This is a genomic window from Rhodococcus sp. PvR044, from assembly GCF_040548995.1.
Lineage (GTDB): Bacteria > Actinomycetota > Actinomycetes > Mycobacteriales > Mycobacteriaceae > Rhodococcus_G > Rhodococcus_G oryzae.
Genome location: NZ_JBEPSX010000006.1, coordinates 1 through 17,990 on the forward strand (window position 1 = coordinate 1; position 17,990 = coordinate 17,990).

15 protein-coding genes are annotated in these 17,990 nt (G+C 70.7%); 5 read left to right on the top strand and 10 right to left on the bottom strand.

Features of this window, described 5'->3' with window-relative positions; all coding sequences use genetic code 11:
• Window positions 1–192 precede the first annotated feature (192 nt).
• The 4 genes from ABIC28_RS15115 to ABIC28_RS15130 all read right to left on the bottom strand — a co-directional run bounded on the left by ABIC28_RS15115 (window position 193) and on the right by ABIC28_RS15130 (window position 4,679).
• A complete protein-coding gene (locus ABIC28_RS15115; RefSeq protein ID WP_209928604.1) occupies window positions 193–1,785 on the bottom strand; it encodes an AMP-binding protein in 1,593 nt (530 codons plus the stop codon).
• 133 nt (window positions 1,786–1,918) lie between these two features.
• Entirely contained in the window at window positions 1,919–2,428 is a 510-nt protein-coding gene (locus tag ABIC28_RS15120; RefSeq protein WP_097210248.1) for a type III secretion system chaperone family protein, read from the bottom strand.
• Entirely contained in the window at window positions 2,425–3,753 is a 1,329-nt protein-coding gene (mshA, locus tag ABIC28_RS15125; protein ID WP_097210247.1) for a D-inositol-3-phosphate glycosyltransferase, read from the bottom strand. The genes ABIC28_RS15120 and mshA overlap by 4 nt, the downstream gene beginning before the upstream one ends.
• Before the next feature lie 101 nt (window positions 3,754–3,854).
• Complete coding sequence (locus ABIC28_RS15130; protein ID WP_354579627.1) at window positions 3,855–4,679, bottom strand: alpha/beta fold hydrolase; 825 nt, start codon at window positions 4,677–4,679, stop codon at window positions 3,855–3,857.
• A gap of 91 nt (window positions 4,680–4,770) precedes the next feature.
• On the opposite strand from ABIC28_RS15130, the gene ABIC28_RS15135 reads away from it, so the two are divergent.
• Entirely contained in the window at window positions 4,771–5,631 is an 861-nt protein-coding gene (locus ABIC28_RS15135; RefSeq protein WP_354579629.1) for a class II glutamine amidotransferase, read from the top strand.
• A gap of 6 nt (window positions 5,632–5,637) precedes the next feature.
• Here ABIC28_RS15135 and ABIC28_RS15140 read toward each other — a convergent pair whose 3' ends face one another.
• The gene (locus ABIC28_RS15140) at window positions 5,638–6,279 is read right to left on the bottom strand and encodes a cysteine hydrolase family protein (protein ID WP_097210245.1); all 642 of its coding nucleotides are present in this window, start codon (window positions 6,277–6,279) and stop codon (window positions 5,638–5,640) included.
• Between the two features lie 52 nt (window positions 6,280–6,331).
• Between ABIC28_RS15140 and ABIC28_RS15145 the strand changes: the two genes are divergently transcribed.
• Window positions 6,332–6,733, top strand: a complete 402-nt coding sequence (locus tag ABIC28_RS15145; protein ID WP_097210244.1) for a PaaI family thioesterase — start codon at window positions 6,332–6,334, stop codon at window positions 6,731–6,733.
• A 47-nt stretch (window positions 6,734–6,780) separates the two neighbouring features.
• On the top strand, window positions 6,781–7,815 hold the full coding sequence (locus ABIC28_RS15150; RefSeq protein ID WP_209928599.1) for a tocopherol cyclase family protein: 1,035 nt from the start codon (window positions 6,781–6,783) through the stop codon (window positions 7,813–7,815).
• Between the two features lie 16 nt (window positions 7,816–7,831).
• On the opposite strand, the gene ABIC28_RS15155 is transcribed toward ABIC28_RS15150, so the two are convergent.
• From ABIC28_RS15155 to ABIC28_RS15175, 5 genes are read right to left on the bottom strand one after another with little or no spacing between them, the layout of a single operon-like run.
• Window positions 7,832–9,499 carry a dipeptide ABC transporter ATP-binding protein gene (locus tag ABIC28_RS15155; protein WP_354579632.1) on the bottom strand — a complete coding sequence of 556 codons (1,668 nt, stop codon included), beginning with the start codon at window positions 9,497–9,499 and terminating at the stop codon, window positions 7,832–7,834.
• A 27-nt stretch (window positions 9,500–9,526) separates the two neighbouring features.
• Window positions 9,527–10,408 (bottom strand): ABC transporter permease, encoded by an 882-nt coding sequence (locus ABIC28_RS15160; RefSeq protein WP_097210241.1) that lies wholly within the window; start codon window positions 10,406–10,408, stop codon window positions 9,527–9,529.
• Window positions 10,405–11,364, bottom strand: coding sequence for an ABC transporter permease (locus ABIC28_RS15165; protein ID WP_097210240.1), 960 nt, complete (start codon window positions 11,362–11,364; stop codon window positions 10,405–10,407). The genes ABIC28_RS15160 and ABIC28_RS15165 overlap by 4 nt, the downstream gene beginning before the upstream one ends.
• Window positions 11,365–11,391: 27 nt before the next feature.
• Complete coding sequence (locus ABIC28_RS15170) at window positions 11,392–12,996, bottom strand: ABC transporter substrate-binding protein (protein WP_269588557.1); 1,605 nt, start codon at window positions 12,994–12,996, stop codon at window positions 11,392–11,394.
• The gene (locus tag ABIC28_RS15175) at window positions 12,993–14,252 is read right to left on the bottom strand and encodes an ROK family transcriptional regulator (protein ID WP_179800449.1); all 1,260 of its coding nucleotides are present in this window, start codon (window positions 14,250–14,252) and stop codon (window positions 12,993–12,995) included. The genes ABIC28_RS15170 and ABIC28_RS15175 overlap by 4 nt, the downstream gene beginning before the upstream one ends.
• A 448-nt stretch (window positions 14,253–14,700) precedes the next feature.
• Between ABIC28_RS15175 and ABIC28_RS15180 the strand changes: the two genes are divergently transcribed.
• The gene (locus ABIC28_RS15180) at window positions 14,701–15,642 is read left to right on the top strand and encodes a TauD/TfdA dioxygenase family protein (RefSeq protein WP_209928596.1); all 942 of its coding nucleotides are present in this window, start codon (window positions 14,701–14,703) and stop codon (window positions 15,640–15,642) included.
• Complete coding sequence (locus ABIC28_RS15185) at window positions 15,642–17,957, top strand: arylsulfatase (RefSeq protein ID WP_354579636.1); 2,316 nt, start codon at window positions 15,642–15,644, stop codon at window positions 17,955–17,957. The genes ABIC28_RS15180 and ABIC28_RS15185 overlap by 1 nt, the downstream gene beginning before the upstream one ends.
• Window positions 17,958–17,990: the final 33 nt, after the last annotated feature.

Sequence of the window (17,990 nt, forward strand, 5' to 3'; positions counted from 1 at the left end):
GAGGTTCCGTCTCGCGGGTCCCGCTGGCGGGTCTCGGCTGGGGCCGCGGCCCGCGAGGTCGACTGAGTCCCCGCGGGGGCTGCCCCCCCCCCCCCCCCCCCGCGGCGGCCGGCGCCCCCCCCCCCCCCCCCCCCCCCCCCCCCCCGCGACGATGTGAGTCCCTGACCTCCCGACGCCAGGCTCGCGCTGCGCCTAACCCCGCGTCGCTTCGCTCGCACGAAGGTCCTTGCGGAGGATCTTGCCCGCCGCCGACTTCGGCACCGCGTCGATGAACTCCACGATCCGGACCTTCTTGTGGGGCGAGACCCGCTCGGCGACGAACGCGATGACCTCGTCGCCGGCGAGCTCGGCATCGGGCTGACGGACGACGAATGCCTTCGGGACCTCCTCGCCCTCGTCGTCGAGCACGCCGATCACCGCCGCGTCGGCGATCTGCGGGTGGGTGAGCAGCAGCGCCTCCAGCTCGGCGGGCGGCACCTGGTAGCCCTTGTACTTGATCAGCTCCTTGAGCCGGTCGACGATGTACACGACGCCCTCCGCATCGACGGTGGCGATGTCACCGGTGTGCAGGTAGCCGTCCGCGTCGAGGGTCTCGGCGGTCGCGGCGTCGTTGCCGAGGTAGCCGACCATCACGTTCGGGCCCTTGACCCACAGCTCGCCCGGCGCGCTGACGCCCGTCGTCGGGAGCTCGACCTCCTCTCCGGTGGCCGGGTCGACGAGCTTGTTCTCGGTGTTGGCGATCGGCTTGCCTACCGAGCTGAGCGGGACGTGGTCGTCCTCGAGCGCGATCGCGTGGCTGACGGGGCTCAGCTCGCTCATGCCGTAGCCCTGGCGGACGCGGCAGTTCAGCCGGTTCGCCACCGCCTTGCCCAGCTCCTCGTCGAGCGGCGCCGCACCGGAGAAGATGGTGTGCACGGAGGAGAGGTCGTACTGGTCGACGAGCGGGTGCTTGGCCAGCGCGACCGCCACCGGCGGCGCCACGAAGATGTAGGTGCACTTGCGCTCGGAGGCGTTGCGCAGGAACTCGACGAGGTCGAACTTCGGCATCGTGACCAGCGTGGCACGCTCGAACAGCGCCGCGTTGAGCAGCACGGTGAGCCCGTAGATGTGGAAGAAGGGCAGCACTGCCAGGATCCGGTCGTCGGCGCTGATGCCCATCCGCGGGTGGATCTGGCAGACGTTCGCCACCAGGTTCCGGTGGGTCAGCATCACGCCCTTGGGGCGGCCGGTGGTGCCCGACGAGTACGGCAACACCGCGAGGTGGGTGGCCGGGTCGAAGCTGACCTCGGGGGCCGGGGCGCCCTGGGTGAGCAGGTCCCGCAGCGACGGGTGCCCCTCGGCGCCGTCGAGCACGATCACCCGGTCGGCGGGGATGCCGACCTGCTCGGCGGCCGCCCGCGCCTGAGGCAGCAGCGGCGACACGGTGAAGAGGAAGGTCGCCTTGGAGTCGGTGAGCTGCTTGGCGATGTCCTCGGCGTTGTAGAGGGCGTTGATCGTGGTGGCCGTGCCGCCCGCACGCAGGATGCCGTGCAACACGGACGCGAACGCCGGGACGTTCGGCGAGTGCAGCGCGGCGACGTCGCCGACGGCCAGACCGCGCGCCGCCAGCGCGCCCGCGACGGCGTCGACCTGACCGATGAGCGCGCGGTAGGTGGTCTCCGCGCCCGAGCCGCCGTCGATGAGCGCGGGTCGGTCCAGGTCGGCGTCCGAGACCTGACCGAAAAGGAAGTCGTAGACGCTCAGGTTCGGGATCTCGACGTCGGGATAGGGGCTCTTGAAGCTCACGGGGGCCTCTCCTCGAGTGGTGCGGCGACAGGGTGAACGAACCAGGTAACTGTTACAGATGGAAACAGTTAAATCACCTGTGACAGCCGTCACAGGATCGCCGAAACCCTACCCCGAACCGCGGCGCCCCGCCTCAGTCAGCTTTGGCAGCCCTGACCTGGTCAGCGGACATCAGGTGCACAAACGGCTGCAGGTTCACGAGCGACTCACCGCGCGAGACCCGCCAGTCCCACTCCCGCCGAATCGATGTGGCGAAACCGAGCTCGAGCAGGGTGTTGAAGTCGCCGTCCGCGGCCTCGAGCACCTGACCGAGCACCCGGTCCAGTTCCGACCCGGTGACGGCGTGGGTGGAGATCTGTCCGAGCAGGTAGATGTCGCCGATCTTGTCGATCGTGTAGCTCACCCCGTACAGCCGGCGGTTGCGACGGAGCAGGAACCGGTAGACACCCTCGAAGTTCTCGTCGGGCTTGCGGCAGACGAAGGCCTCCACCCGGACGCCGTGCGCGCCGACGGTCAGCAGGCAGGTGGTCTTGAGCTTGCGCTCGCCGGGCAACTCCACGACGAACTGGCCCTCGCCCTTGCGGGTGTACTCGAGCTCCCGCTCGGCCAGTTCGGCGTCGATCAGCTTCGCGATGTCGGTCACGCTCGCACTCCCCCCATTCGGCGCAGCTTCCACAATCCCCTGCCGCGGCGCGGCGCGTGTTCGGGCTGCCTGCGGTAGCTGGCGTTCGCCCGCTTGTAGCTCTCGAGCAGGCCGTCGGCGGTGTGCTCCCAGGAAAAGTCCTCCGCGTGCAGCGGCGCGCGGCGCGCCATCTCGGCCAGCCGGCCGGGATCGGCGAGCAGCGAGTGCAGCGCATCGGCCCAGTCGTCGGTGCGGTGACCGGGCACCAACAGCCCGGTCTCTCCGGACCGCACGGCGACCCCCAGTCCCCCGACATCGGCCGCGACGACCGGTGTCCCGCAGGCCTGCGCCTCGATCGCGACCAGTCCGAAGGACTCCGAATAACTCGGCACCGCAACCAGATCCGCCGCGCGGTACACCTGTGCGAGCCGATCGGGCGGCTGCGGCGGCAGGAAGGTGACCCTGGCGGTGATGCCAAGCGAGGCGGCCAGGTCGATCAGCGAATCGGGCCGGTCCAGCCCGGTGCCCGATGGCCCGCCGACGACCACGATCCGCAGCGGCAGCGCCGGCTCGCGCTCGATCAGGGCGGCCGCGGCGCGCAGCAGCACGTCCGGCGCCTTGAGCGGCTGGATCCTGCCGACGAAGGTCACGATCAGCTCGTTCGGATTCAGCCCCAGCTCGGCCCGCGCCGCCGCGCGATCACCCGGCCGGTACCTGGACAGGTCCGCGCCGGGGGCCACCACGTCGATCCTGCCTGCGTCCGCGCCGTAGATGTCGATCAGCTGCTTGGATTCGTCGGCGGTGTTGGTGATCAGGCGATCGGCCTCGGCCACCACCTGCTGCTCGCCGATCTGGCGCGCGGCCGGCTCCGGGACGTCCCCCTCCGCCAGGGCGGCGTTCTTGACCGCGGCGAGGGTGTGCGCGGTGTGCACCAGCGGGACGCCCCAGCGGTCGCGGGCCAGCCAGCCGACCTGGCCGGAGAGCCAGTAGTGCGAGTGCACCAGGTCGTAGTGCCCCGGCTCGTGGTGCGCCTCCTCGCGCAGCACCCCGGCCGCGAACGCGCACAGCTGGGTGGGCAAGTCGTGCTTGTCGAGACCCTCGAACGGGCCCGCGACGACGTTGCGGACCAGCACCCCCGGCGCGGCCTCGACGACCGGCGCGTCCGACGAGGAGGTGGCCCTGGTGAAGATCTCCACCTCCACCCCGCGGCGGGCGAGCTGCAGCGCGGTCTGGAGCACGTACACATTCATGCCGCCCGCGTCACCGGTCCCCGGCTGCGCCAATGGAGAGGTGTGGACCGAGAGAACGGCCACCCTCCGCAACCGGTGGTTCTGCGCTGGGGTCACGGCTCCATCTTGCCCTGTGGCGATCACGCGGGGCGAAGCCGACCTGAGGACGTCGGCGGCGACCCGGCCGTCAGCGCCCTCGGTCGCGCCCCCTTGCCGCGTCACAGCCCGTCGACGAACTCGCTGACCTCGGCGACGAAGCGTTGCGGGTCCTCGACGAACGGGCCGTGGTCGCAGCCTTCCCAGTACGACGCGGTGGCCGCCGGGATCAGCCCGGCCGCATGCCTGGCGGCGGAGACGTCGACAACGGTGTCCGCGGTGCCGTGCAGGATCAGCGCGGGGACGGTGAGGCCCGCGAGCAATTCGTCGTGCCCGACCGCGCGGTTGAACAGCGCCGCGCGCACCCGAGGCGGCGTCGACAGGCTGGCCCCGAACAGCGCCTGCGAGGCGACGCCCTTGCCCTCGGCCGGGCCGGTCAGGGCGGTGCCGAAGCTGCCGAGCGCGCGGATCGACTCGCGCGGATCCTCGGACATCGCGGCCGGGATGGCCGCGCGCATCGACGATCCGACGCGGCCGCCCTTCTGCCCGGGCCCGATGCTGGTGATGGCGCCGACCAGCACGATCGCGTCCACCCCGGCCGCACCGAACTCGGCGAGGTAGTCGCAGATCACCAGGCCGCCGTAGGACCAGCCCAGCAGCACCGCGCCGGACTCGATGCGCTCGGCGGCAAGCACCGCCTCGACGTCAGACGCCCAGATCTTCGGGTCGTCGTATCCCTCGGCCGGCGCGCCGGAGTAGCCGTGACCGCGCAGGTCGACGGCGATCACGCGGTACTTGGCGGACAGCGCGTCGAGCACGCCGTCGCCCCAGCACCGCAGCGACTGCGCCCAGCCGTGCAACAGCACCAGCGGACGCGCGGCGGCGTCGCCCTCGACGCGGTAGACGATGGACGTGCCGTCGACGCTGACGGTTTCCCGGATAGCCATGCCGGCCATTCTGCGCCCCCGGCGCCTGTGAGTGAATTTCACCCCGGTCGGGGTGAAATTCGCTCACAGGTGCGAAGCGCATACTCAGTTCATGTGCCGCTTGTTCGGGATGACCAGCGCACCGTCACGGGTCACGGCCACGTTCTGGCTGCTCGATGCCGCGGACAGTCTGGCCGTGCAGAGCCGACGCGATCCCGACGGCACCGGCCTCGGCACCTTCACCGCCGACGGCGAACCCCTCGTCGAGAAGCAGCCGCTGCCCGCCTACGCGGACGTGAGCTTCGCGACGGAGGCGAGGGAACGCAGATCCGAGACCTTCGTCGCCCACATCCGGCACGCCTCCACCGGCGGGCTCGCGATGGTCAACACCCACCCGTTCAGCATGAGTGGGCGCATCTTCGCGCACAACGGCGTGATCGAGGACCTGGCCCGGTTGGACGAGGAGCTCGGACCGTACCGATCGGCGGTAGCCGGTGAGACCGACTCCGAGCGCTTCTTCGCGCTGATCACCAAGCACATCGACGGCCACGGCGGCGACGTCACCGCAGGCATCACCGAGGCCGCCCACTGGGTCGCCGAGCACCTGCCGATCTTCGCCGTCAACATCGTGCTGACCACCCCGACGGAGCTGTGGGCGCTGCGCTACCCCGACACCCACCAGCTGCTGGTGCTCAGCCGCGCGCCGGACACCGGCCGCCACCTCGAGCACGCCAGCCTGGCCGGCACCGTCCGGGTCCGGTCGGGTGAACTGGCCTCGGCACCCGCGGTGGTGGTGGCCAGCGAGCGGATGGACGATAACCCCGCGTGGCGGCCGCTCGCGTCCGGCGAACTGCTGCACGTCGATGCGGAGCTCAACGTCGACAGCTCCGTGATCCTCGACGGCCCGCCCGCGCATCCGCTCACGCTGGCCGACCTCGGCGCCACCGCCGCCGCGTCGCAGGCGAGCCGCTGATCGACCTCAGCCCAGCGCCGCGACGATCTCCGCCGCCGTGGCGTGCACCGCGCCGATCCGCCCGGCCTCCTCGAGGTGGCGGTCGTCGACGCCCGAGATCGCGTCGGCCGCGATGAGCACCCGGAGGTCGCGTTCGCTCGCGTCGACGATGGTGGCCCGCGGGCAGTTCGGGTAGTTGCAGCCCGCCACCACCACGGTGTCGATGCCGCACTCGCGCAGGTGCGACTCGAGCTCCGTCCGGTGGAACGCGCTCCAGCGCGGCTTGAACAGCACGACCTCGGTCGGCGTGACCTGCTGCAGCCCGCCGCCCAGGAGCAGGTCCGGGTCGAGGTCCGGGGTGCCGAACTCGGGGACGATCTGCGACCCGACGGTGCCCGGTCTCGCCGTCTGCGCGCCCGCGGCGATCGCGGACCGCCGCACGAGGTCGACGTCGTCGCCCGCGTAGAGCCGGACGATGTGCACGATCGGGCGCCCCGCGGCCCGGTACGCCTCGAGCAGGCGCGCAATCGCGGGCAACACCTGCGTGGTGCCGGGGATCGGGCTCGATCCGCCGTCGACGAAGTCGCGTTGCGTGTCGACCACGAGCAGGGCGGAGGTAGCCGGATGCGGGGCTATCCAGGGGTCGAGACGCTCCTCGAGGGTGCTCACGGCATCACCGTATCGCCACCTCGACGGTGGACGGCGGGTCTAGCATCGAGCCATGGAGCTTGACGAGCTGCTGGCAACCATGCCGTTCGCGGTGAAGTCGGGAATCGAGCTGGTCTCGGCGACCCCTGGCGAGGTCGTCGGCCGACTGGCGTGGAGCGAGGACCTCACCACCGCGGACCACATCATGCACGGCGGGGCACTGACCACCCTCGCGGACAGCGTCGGCGCCGTGTCCGCGTTCCTCAACATCCCGTCGGGCGCCGCGCGGGTCACGACGGCCTCGAACGCGGTCTACGCGCGCCAGGTACGCCGCGGCATCGTGACCGCCGCGGCCCGCCCGTTGCACGTCGGCCGCAAGACGATCCTGGTCTCGATCGACCTCACCGACGACGACGGCAGGCTCGTCTCACAGGTCACCCAGTCGCACGCCGTCGTGGGCGACTCCGGCTTCTGAGCCGCAACCCGCCCATTGATCGGGTCGGTCCCGGCTACCGTTGGGCGATGTCGCGCTTGCTCGACGCCTACCGCGCCACCGGGGCCGACCTGCCTTTCGGTGATCCCCTGGCCGCCCACGGCGTCGCCATGGAGGGTTACTTCTGGCGGTTCACCCAGCCGGAGTCGGGCCGGGTCGTGATCGCACTGTGCGGGATCAACCGGGCAGCCGACGGCAGCTGGGCCACCCTGGGCCTGGCCGCGCATCCGAGCGGTTTCCTGCGGACCGCCGCGCATCCGGTCGCGGCCGCCGACCCCCATCGGCTCGGGGTAGTCGCCGGGGAGTCGTTCCGCGGCGAACCCGACCGGCTGCGGGTGGACCTCGGTCCCGACGCCAGGCTCGACGTGCGGATCACACATCCGATGCCCTGGCCGCGACGCGCATTCGGCGGTTCGGGTGTCCTCCAGACGATCCCGGCGCTCAACCAGTATTGGCACCCCTGGCTGCTCGGCGGGCGCGCCGAGGGAACCGCGGTGCTCGGCGGCGAGAACTGGGACCTCACCGGGGGCCAGGTGTACGCCGAGAAGAACTGGGGCCGAGGTGGATTCCCCGATTCCTGGTGGTGGGGCCAGGCTCAGGGCTTCGCCGACCCGGCAGCGTGCGTGGCGTTCGGCGGCGCCGTGGTCCACGCCGGAGCGCTGCGCACCGAGATCACCCTGATCGTCGTGCGACTGCCGGACGGACGGGTGCTGCGCCTCGGCGATCCGGTGGTCTCCCCCGTCCGGGCCCAGGTGACCGACGAGCACTGGACGCTCCGCGGCCGGAGCCCACGCTGGAGCGTGGACATCGAGGGTCACGGGGCGATCGGCGACGCCCACGTCCTACCGGTGCCGCTGCCGGCCGAGCGGCGCAACGTCCCCGGCGCGCTGGAACACCTGGGTGCGCGGATGTCGGTGACGGTCCGGCGGGGGCACCGGACGGTCTGGTCCGGCGAGTCGGCCGTGGCGGCGCTGGAGCACGGCGGGCTGGCGCGCGCCAGGGCCGAGGCGGACCGGCGCGGCGCCGCGCCGGAGGCCACCGACGCGCCACCGTGCGCCCGGTGACCGGCGATCGCGCGACTCAGCTGGCCGCCGACAACGCCTGCACCGGCCGCGGGCCGGACGCCACCCGGTCTTCCCGGCGGCGACGCTGCTCCACCGGGTCCGGCACCGGCACCGCGCCGAGCAGCCCGCGGGTGTAGTCCTGCTGGGGATCGCCGAACACGCTTGCGGTGGAGCCGATCTCGACCAGTTCACCACCACGGAGCACGGCAACTCTGTCCGCCACCCGGTTCACGACGGCGAGGTCGTGACTGATGAACAGGCAGGCGAACCGGAACTCCTCGCGCAGGTCCGCGAAGAGGTCGAGAATCTCCGACTGCACGGACACGTCGAGGGCACTGGTCGGCTCGTCAGCGACCAGCAGCCGCGGCGCCAGCACCAGGGCCCTCGCTAACGCCACCCGCTGCCGCTGCCCGCCGGACAGCTCGGCAGGCCGCCGCTCCGCAAACGAGCGCGGCAGTCGCACCGCCTCGAGCAGATCGCCCACCCGGGCGCGTAGCAAGGCGCCGGACGCCGCTCGATGCACGACCAGCGGCTCCGCGACCGAGTCCCCGATGCTCCGGCGTGGGTCCAGCGATGCCGCCGGGTCCTGGTGCACCAGCGCCACCCCCTTTCGCAGGCCACGGAGGTCCCTGCGGGACACCGTGCCGAGATCCGTCCCGTCGAACACGACCGACCCCGAGGTCGCCCGCACCACGCCCAGCGCCGCGCGCCCCAGGGTCGTCTTGCCAGAGCCCGACTCGCCGACCAGGCCAAGCACCTCACCCGCGCCGACCTCGAACCCCACACCGCGCAGCGCGTGGAACTCCTTGTTGCCCAGCCTCGCCGGGTACACCACATCCAGGTCGCGCACCACCAGGACCGGCTCGGCGGGCACCGGGCCGACCGGGCCCGCGTTGTCCCCGAGCCGCGGCACCGCCGCGAGCAGCTGCGTCGTGTACTTCTCCCGCGGCGCCGAGAACAGCTCGTGCACACCGCTCTCCTCGACCAGCTCGCCGCGGCGCATCACCGCCACCCGGTCCGCGATGTCGGCGACCACCCCCATGTTGTGGGTGATGAGCAGGATCGCCGCACCCCGCTCTGTCCGCAAGCCGCGCAGCAGGGCGAGGATCTCCGCCTGCACCGTCACGTCCAGCGCGGTCGTCGGCTCGTCCGCGATCAGGAGGTCCGGGTCCCCGGACAGCGCCAGGGCGATCACGACCCGCTGCTTCTGACCGCCGGACAGCTGGTGCGGATACCAGTCAACCCGCCGTTCCGGATCCGGGATCTCCACCAGGCGAAGCAGTTCGACGGCCCGCGCCCTGGCCTCCGCCCGGCCGACCTTTCCGTGCGCCCGCAGGGCCTGCGCGATCTGCCAGCCCACCTTCTGCACCGGGTTCAGCGCGGTCTGCGGTTCCTGGAACACCATGGCCGCCCTGGTCCCGCGCAGCCGGGCGAGCGTGCCCTCCCCTGCCCCGACCACCTGGGCGCCGCCGAGCCGGATCGACCCGCTCGCCTCGGCGTTGTCGGGCAGCAGCCCGAGCACCGCCTTCGCGGTCATCGACTTTCCGGAACCGGATTCACCGACCAGCGCGAGGATCTCACCGCGGCCGACGGTCAGGTTCAGCCCGTCCACCACCGGGTCACCGGTCGCGCCGAAACGGATGCTCAGGTCCTCGATTTCGAGGATCGGGTCTGTCTGGGTCATCGTCTACTCCTGAGATGTCATGGCGTGTCAGGCCCGACGCGCGGATCCGAGCGCCTGGGCGATGAGCAGGAATCCGAGCACCAGCGCCGCCACCACCACCAGCGGGCCGATGGCAAAGGCCGGGTTGGCATCGAGATTGGGCACAGAGTCGGCGATGATCGACCCGAGCGAGGGTTCGGGTGGCCGGACGCCGATACCGACGAAGCTCATCGCGGACTCCACGAACACCGCCACCGACATGGACAGCGCCAACTGCACGGCCAGCGGCTCCAGCGCGTTCGGCAGCACGTGGGTGCGTAGCACCCACCACCGACCGGCCCCGATGACCTCCGCCGACTCGACGTACGGCAACTCCCGGATCCGCAGCACCTGGGTGCGGATCATCCGCCCGAAGATCGGGATCTCGACGACCACGATCACTGCGATCACCGTCACCGCGCCGGGTCCCACGATCGCGGCGAGCGCGATCGCCAGAATCAGCGCGGGAAACGCGAGCACCACGTCGAAGGCGCGCTGGGCGATCACGTCCGTCACCGGGTGCAGGCTCGACGCCAGCCCCAGCAGCGCGCCGACCAGCGCCCCGATCGGCACCGCGATCACGATGATCTCGAGGTTGATCCGGATGCCGTGCAGCACCCGGGAGTAGACATCCCGATTCACCTGATCGGTGCCGAACCAGTGCTCGGCGCCGGGGCCGAGGAGGTTCGCCCCGCCGATCTGCTCGTTCGGCCCGAAGGGTGCGATCCACTGGGCCAGCAGTCCCGCCGCCGCCACCGCGACCACCAGCACCAGGCCGAGCAGGCCCTGCCCATGGGTCAGCGCGGCCCACGCCGGGTGCCTGCGCGCGGGCGCCGGCTCGGGAAGGGACCGGTCGGCGACCGCCGGGTCCTCGATGGGGGTGACGCTCATGAGGTTCCCCCGATCCGGATCCGCGGATCCAGGTAGGCATGCACGACGTCGGTGACCAGCTGAACGAGCACGAACACCGAGACCGAGAGCAGCAGCAGCACCTGGACCACCGGGTAGTCGCGGCGGCTGATGCCCTGTTCGATGAGCTGCCCGATGCCGGGCCAGGCGAAGATCGCCTCGACCAGCACCGCACCACCGAGCAGCTGCCCGGTCTGCAGACCCAGCGCGGTCACCATGGTGGGGAGTGCATTGCGCAGTGCGCTGCGGGTGACGAGATTCCACCGCGAGACGCCGAGCGCCCGTGCGGTCAGCACGTACGGCTGACTCAGCTCGGTGCGCAGCGACTCGGTGAGGAATCGGGTCAGGGCGGCGGCCACCGGCAGGGCCAGGCACACGGCGGGCAGCAGCAGGTACTGCGCCGAGATGTCGGGCCTGACCCAGAACCCCTGCGGGGGAACCCCACCCGAGGGGAGCACCGGAAAGAGCACCGCGAACACCAGGACCAGCAGCACGCCGCTGACGAAGGGCGGCAGCGCCACGGCGAGGGTGTTGAACCCGGCGACAGCGCCGGTCAGCCACCGCTTCGGCCAGACAACGGCCGTGACGCTGAGGATCAGGCTGACCAGCACCGCGAGCACCAGCGCGGTCACGGCGAGCACGACGGTGTTGACCAGACCGGAGAGGACCAGATCGGAGATCTGACCGCCGATCACATACGACCTGCCCAGGTCGAAGGTCAACACCGAGCCGATCCAGGACACGTACTGGGCCGGGATCGACCGGTCCAATCCGAGCGAATGTCTGATCGCGGCAATGGATTCCGCGGAGGCATCCGGACCGGCCAGGCTGCTCGCCGGATCGCCGGGGACCAGCCGAAGCACGAAGAAGATCAGCAGTGAGGCCAGCAGCAGCACAGCCACGGCCGACGGCAGCCGGCGCGCGAGGTATCGCACCATGATGCGGGCTCCTCTCGGTCGGGGCCGTCAGGCCAGATAGGTGTCCGTGTAGACGATCTCGGAGCGTTTGGTCCAGTCGATGCCCTGCACCCTCTGCGCCGTGGCGAGTTGGTTGAGCACCACGCCGATCTCCACCAGGAACAGCCCGTCGAGCAGTTGGTCGCTCACCGCCCGGTACCTGTCCTTCGCCTCCGCGCCGGTGCCGTCCGCGACCCGCCACGCCGCTCCCGCGGCGTCGACATAGGCCGGGCTCTCGTAGTGCGAGGAGTTCTTGAGCGCGTTGAACGGGTATGCACTGACGGTGAGCGTGGACGGAACGTACTGGGCCCACGAATGGAACGTCACCCACAGGGCCGGAATGGTGCCGCCGATCAGCGCCTTGATGAAGGTCGCGCCCTCCTGCGGATCGAGCTCGACCGGGATGCCGATCTCGGCGAGGTTCGCCTGCACGATCTGCGCGGTCGCCTCGTAGAAGGGATTCCCGGCCTGGTAGGTCAGGGGCAGGGTCGGGACCGCGATCCCCGACCCGGCCAGGATGGCCCGCGCCTTGGTCGCGTCCCGGGTGAAGGTCGTGTTCCTCGACTCGTCGTAGGCGGGCGAGCTCTTGGGCCACGGCAGGTTCACCGGGTAGCCGGAGCCGCGGAACACCTCCGAGATCACCCGGTCCCGATCGATCGCGTACGCGATCGCCTGCCGCACCCGGACATCGGCGAGCGCCGGGTGGGTGACGTTCGCACCCACGTACACCTGCAGCTCGGCCCCCTCCAGCGACACCGCCTGGAATCCCGCTGTCTCGCCGAGGGTTTCGGTGTCGCGATAGTTCAGCCCACCCGCAACCGCGACCTGGCCGGACTTGAGCGAGCTGAGCAGCGCCTGCGAGTCGGGGATCACCGAGACCTCCACCCGGTCCAGGAAGGGCCGGTCCGGGATCCAGTAGTGCTCGTTGCGCTCGAACACCAGCGCGCTGTTTGGCGTGCGCGAGACCAACTTGAACGGCCCGGTGCCGATGAAGGCGTCACCGGTGGCGAGCTTGTCGATGGACTCGCTGTCGAGGATCGGCACGGTGTCGAGCAGGTCGAAGACGTTCCCGAGCGGATGCGCCAGCGTCAGCACCAGGCGGTGCGGGTCGCTGGTGTCGAACGCCGTGATCGCGGCCGCGGTGCTGCGCAGCTGAGCGGTCCACTTGGGGTCCGCGTAGGTGCGGAGGGAGAACTCCGCGTCCTTCGAGGTGAACGGGCGACCGCTGTGGAAGGTGACGTCGTCGCGCAGCTCCAGGGTCAGCGACAGCCCGTCGGCGGCGAGCTGCCACGACTTCGCCAGCCGAGGTTGCGGCTCCACGTTGTCGTGCGGATAACGGACGAGGGTGTCGTACGCCAGCCCGATCACGGTGGTGGCGCCGCTGGTGTTGGTCAGGAACGTCGCCGGGATCACGTCCGCGGTGATGCCCGTCTTGAGGGTGCCACCGCGCACCGGTGTGCCGGACGCGCCCGTGGCCGCCCCCGCCCGCTGCTCGTCGACCGCGGAGGAGCAGGCCCCCAGCAGCCCGGTCCCGAAGATGGCGGCGGCGGTCAGACCCGCGCCGCGGAAGAAGGTACGACGATCGACGATCGACCGGTTGACTGAGGAGCTCACTGGGAGACAACCCTTCGAATGGAGGTGAGTGGATCTGAGTAGAGGGTGCTGAGCGAGACCACGCCTGCCGCGAACTCCTGGACGCGGTTGCCGAAGCCGGTGATCCGGATGTCCTTGCGGGCCAGGCTCGACGTGCGCGCGAACGCCTCGGCGACGTGCGGGATTCCGGCGGGGTACTCGGTGAATGCCTGACCGCCGAGGATCACCCGGTCCGGGTTGAACAGGTCACGCAGCATCGCGACGGTGCGGCCGAGCACCCGGGCGCGCTCGACCAGGAGTTCGTGCGCCGGAATGGAACCCGCGGCCGCCGCCCGGTAGACGGCAGCGATGGCGGGCCGTTCATCGGTCTCGGTGAGGATGCCGGCCTCCTTGGCTGCGGCGATGGTGGCGCGGTCGCTGACCGTGGCCTCGAGGCAGCCGCGGGCACCGCAGGCGCACAGCGCCGAGGAACCGGTGGACAGGTGCACGATCGAGCCGGGGCCGGACGAGGGCGTGTGCACCCGGCCGTCGATGGTGACGGCGACTCCGGCCGTCTCGCGGGCGTAGAAGTAGAGGCTGGTCCCGTCCGTTCCGCTGTCACCGGGGCGCTGAGGGGCGAGCAGCAGCTCCGACGCCGCCATCGCCTCGACGTGCGCGGCGACCGACACCGGCAGCCCCAACCCTTCGCCGATGATCGCGCCGACGGGGGCGCCCAGCCAGCCGAGCCGTGGGTGGTCGACCCGGCCCGTGGTCGCGTCCACCCGGCCGCCGAGCGCCACCCCGACCCACAGGGGCCGGCGTCGATGCCATCTGGAGGCGAACAGCTTTGCACTGCGAGAGATTTGGGAGAGCGCCCGGTCTTGTGGGCCTGCCGGTGTCGGAACCTCGACGGAGCCGAGGATCTTTCCCCGGAGGTCACTGGCGACGATCCCGGTCACCACCGCACCGATATGGATACCGATGGTGAGATAGGGCTCGTGGTTGACCTCGAACGGCACCCGGGGTCGACCCACCGCTCCCGACGCGGTGAGATCCGCGCGCTCACGCAGCAGGCCCTCGGCGAGCAGCGCCGAGACCTGGCGGTTCACCGTGGCGGTGGACAGGCCGGTGATCTTCGCCGCGATGTCGCGGGCGATCGGCCCGCGGGCGCAGGCCACCCGGAACACGGCCGCGGCGGGGGCGTCCGCGACGCGCAGTTCCGGCGGCACGATCTGGGCGCGGGTGGGGGTACGGGTGATCGGCCGGGTGAGGACGGCCGCAGACGACAAACTGGTGATGGACACGCGAATTCCTTGCGCTTCGTCCCCGGCGGGGGACAGACCTACACGGCGTGGGCGAGCGCTGACCAGGTCAAACGGCGCGAGACCGACCGCCGTGACGCCCCACAGGGGCGTCCGGGATCAGGCGTCGAGGTACGAGGAAGTGGCAGCGCGGACTAGCGAGAGATACCGCGAGGGGAACAACAGAGTTCCCGCGCCAGGGGCAGGCGTGAGCCCAGTGCGGCGGTCACATAGGTGACCCGCATGGGGTGAGGCCTGCCGGAGTTCATGGCGTCAAGCTAACACCTCGCCGAATTCTCCACCAGCCGAGGGGAAATACCCGTCGGGGCGACGATCCGGAACACGGTTGCGATCAGCATGACGGAAACCCTTGGCCACCGCAGGCATCGCTGGTTGCCTGGCACAGGTACCACAGCGAGTCCCGTCAGACTACGAAAGGCCAATCATGTCAATCGATTTCGAAACCCAAACGACCGCGACGGGAGCCTCCGTCGCAAAGCTCGGCGCCCACATCGGCGCCCGCGTCGACGGCGTCACCCTCGGCGGCGACCTCGATCCGGCGACCGTCTCACTGATCCGGCATGCCCTGCTCGAGCACAAGGTGATCTTCTTCCGCGGCCAGCAGCACCTCGACGAGGACTCCCAGTACGCGTTCGCCCAGCTGCTCGGTGAGCCGACCACCGCGCACCCCACCGTCACCTCCCGCGGTGAGCGGGTGCTGCCGATCGACTCCGAGTACGGCAGCGCCAGCAGCTGGCACACCGACGTCACCTTCGTCGACCGCATCCCGAAGGCCTCGATCCTGCGGGCCGAGGTGTTGCCCTCCTATGGCGGCTCGACCACCTGGGCGTCCACCGTCGCGGCCTACGACACCCTGCCCGAACCGCTCAAGGCCCTGGTGGAGAACCTGTGGGCGACACACACCAATCTCTTCGACTACGCCGCGAGCACCGCCGCGACCGTCGACGGCAAGGGTGAGGAGTACATCCGGGAGTTCCAGTCCACCTACTACGAGACCCAGCACCCGGTCGTGCGCGTGCACCCGGAGACCGGTGAGCGCTCGCTGCTCCTCGGCCACTTCGTCAAGGGCTTCGTCGGCTTCGGGCCCGCCGAGTCGCAGGCGCTGTTCCAGTTGCTGCAGGCGCGCGTCACGAAGCTCGAGAACACCACCCGATGGAACTGGGAGGACGGCGACGTCGCGATCTGGGACAACCGCGCCACCCAGCACTACGCCGTCGGCGATTACGACGGGCAGCGCCGTCGCCTCACCCGGATCACCCTCGCAGGCGATGTCCCGGTCAACACCCACGGCGAGCGCAGCCGCATCGTCACCGGCGACGCCTCGCACTACTCGACCATCGACCAGCCGGTGCGGGTCGCGAGCTGATGACCGTCCCGCCGCACGCCAGGGGCTACGAGGGGTTCGCCGGCCGGATCGGCCGGACCACCGACGACTCCACCCCGTCCTGGGCGCCCGTCCCCTCGGCCGCCCCGGGTTCACCGAATGTCGTCGTCGTGTTGATCGATGACATGGGCTACAGCGACATCGGGCCCTTCGGCTCCGAGATCGACACGCCCAACCTCGATCGCCTCGCCGCCTCGGGCGTGCGGCTGACGAACTACCACACCACCCCGCTGTGCTCACCGTCGCGCGCGGCGCTGCTCACCGGGCTCAATCCGCACCGAGCCGGCTACGGCTTCGTCGCCAATGCCGATCCCGGTTACCCGGGCCTGCGCCTCGAACTGGCCGACGACGTGCTCACCTTGCCCGAGATCCTGCGGGCAAGCGGCTACGCCACCTACGCCGTCGGCAAGTGGCACCTGGTGCGCGACGCCAACCTGCGCCCCGGCGCGAATCGCGATTCCTGGCCGACCCAGCGCGGGTTCGATCGCTACTACGGGTCTCTTGAGGGCCTCAATTCCTTCTACTATCCCAACCAGCTGGTCTCGGACAACTCCGCCGTCGACGTGGACGAGTACCCCGAGAACTATTACCTCACTGACGATCTGACGGACAAGGCGATCGGCTACCTCAAGGACCTGCGCGCCCACGATGCCGACAAGCCGTTCTTCCTCTACTTCGCACATGTGGCCATGCACGGACCACTCCAGGCCAAGCCCGCGGACGTCGCGAAGTACCGCGGCCGCTACGCCGAGGGCTGGGATGCGCTCCGGGAGAGCCGCTTCGCGGCGCAGCTCGCGCAGGGACTGTTCCCTCCGGGGACCGAGCGGGCGCCGCGCAACTCCGAGGCCGGATTCGATGTGCCCAAATGGGACTCGCTGACGCCTGAGCAGCAGCGCCGCTTCGCCCGCTATATGGAGGTGTACGCGGGCATGGTCGACAGCGTCGATCAGAGTGTCGGGCGGGTCCTCGACACCATCGAGCAACTCGGTGAACTCGACAACACCATCGTGGTGTTCACCTCCGACAACGGCGGCACCGCGGAGGGCGGGCCCGAGGGCACCCGGTCTTACTTCTCCCAGTTCGCCCACGTCACCGACCCGGACTGGGTGGGCGACGTGCCGCACGACGAGGAACTGATCGGGACCGCGAAGCTCGGCGTGCACTATCCGCGGGGCTGGGGCCAGGCGTCGAACACCCCGTTCCGCTTCTACAAGGGACAGTCCTTCGCCGGCGGCGTCCGGGTGCCGTTCGTACTGTCGTGGCCAAACGGACTGCGAAAGCAGGACGGCGACACCGGAATCCGCGAGCAGTTCACCTACGTCACCGACCTTGCGCCGACCCTGCTCGGGCTCGTCGGCATCGACCCCCCGACCGTGCGGGGCGGACTACCGGCCAAGGAGTTCGACGGGGTGGATGCCTCCGCGGTGCTGCGAGACGGGACCGTCCCGTCCTCGCACACCGAGCAGTACACCGAGATGACCGGCAACCGCGGCTACTACCGCGACGGCTGGAAACTGCTCGCCCTGCACCCCGGCCCGGACGTGGACGCCCCCCGCTGGCAGCTGTTCGACGTTCGGACCGACCCGACCGAACTCCACGACCTGGCGGACCGGCTGCCGGAGAAGGTCGACGAGTTGGCCGCGGCATGGGACGAGGCGGCCTGGGCGAACACGGTGTTCCCCTTGCTGAGCGGCGGCGCCCTCGCCGTCCGCAGGCCGGCCGAGCAGGCGTTGTCGCGGCCGGTCCGGATCCTGGCGGGCACCCCGCCCCTGGAGCGCTATCGGTCCTCGAAGCTGATCGCCTTCCGCGACTTCGAGATCGCCGCCGAGTTGGGTGGATCCGGATTCGCGCGGGGCGACGAGGGCGTCCTGGTGGCGCACGGCGACCCACAGGGCGGCTACCTGCTGTACATCGAAGACGGGCACCTGGTGTTCGGGCTGAACAGCTACGGCCGGTACACCTCCGTCGACGCCGGTCCGGTGCCCGTGGGCGCCAGCAGGCTCGAGGTCTCCGCGACGGTCGCCCCGCGGCTCCGCTGGGACTTCACCGTCCTGGTCGACGGCGTCGCCGCCGGGGAGCTGCTCGGGCAGGTGCAGCTGGTCGGCATGGCCCCCTGGACCGGCATCTCGGTCGGGGTGGACGCCCACGGCCCGGTGTCCTGGGATCTGCGGCAGCGGCGCGGCCCCTTCCGGTACACCGGCGCACTGCGTGCGGTCACGTACACACCTGGCCCCGTCCAGGTGCCGGGCGGGGCCATCGAGCGGATCGAACGCGAGGCCGAGTACGCCGCCGATTAGGCAGCTCCGCTGCCCGTGCGCGGTTGACGAGTC

Bases quoted from the DNA above. Each gene is read 5' to 3' on its own strand.
- ABIC28_RS15130 (WP_354579627.1), bottom strand. From the start codon at position 4,679: ATGGCTATCCGGGAAACCGTCAGCGTCGACGGCACGTCCATCGTCTAC.
- ABIC28_RS15135 (WP_354579629.1), top strand. From the start codon at position 4,771: ATGTGCCGCTTGTTCGGGATGACCAGCGCACCGTCACGGGTCACGGCC.
- ABIC28_RS15145 (WP_097210244.1), top strand. From the start codon at position 6,332: ATGGAGCTTGACGAGCTGCTGGCAACCATGCCGTTCGCGGTGAAGTCG.
- ABIC28_RS15150 (WP_209928599.1), top strand. From the start codon at position 6,781: ATGTCGCGCTTGCTCGACGCCTACCGCGCCACCGGGGCCGACCTGCCT.
- ABIC28_RS15155 (WP_354579632.1), bottom strand. From the start codon at position 9,499: ATGACCCAGACAGACCCGATCCTCGAAATCGAGGACCTGAGCATCCGT.
- ABIC28_RS15160 (WP_097210241.1), bottom strand. From the start codon at position 10,408: ATGAGCGTCACCCCCATCGAGGACCCGGCGGTCGCCGACCGGTCCCTT.
- ABIC28_RS15165 (WP_097210240.1), bottom strand. From the start codon at position 11,364: ATGGTGCGATACCTCGCGCGCCGGCTGCCGTCGGCCGTGGCTGTGCTG.
- ABIC28_RS15180 (WP_209928596.1), top strand. From the start codon at position 14,701: ATGTCAATCGATTTCGAAACCCAAACGACCGCGACGGGAGCCTCCGTC.
- ABIC28_RS15185 (WP_354579636.1), top strand. From the start codon at position 15,642: ATGACCGTCCCGCCGCACGCCAGGGGCTACGAGGGGTTCGCCGGCCGG.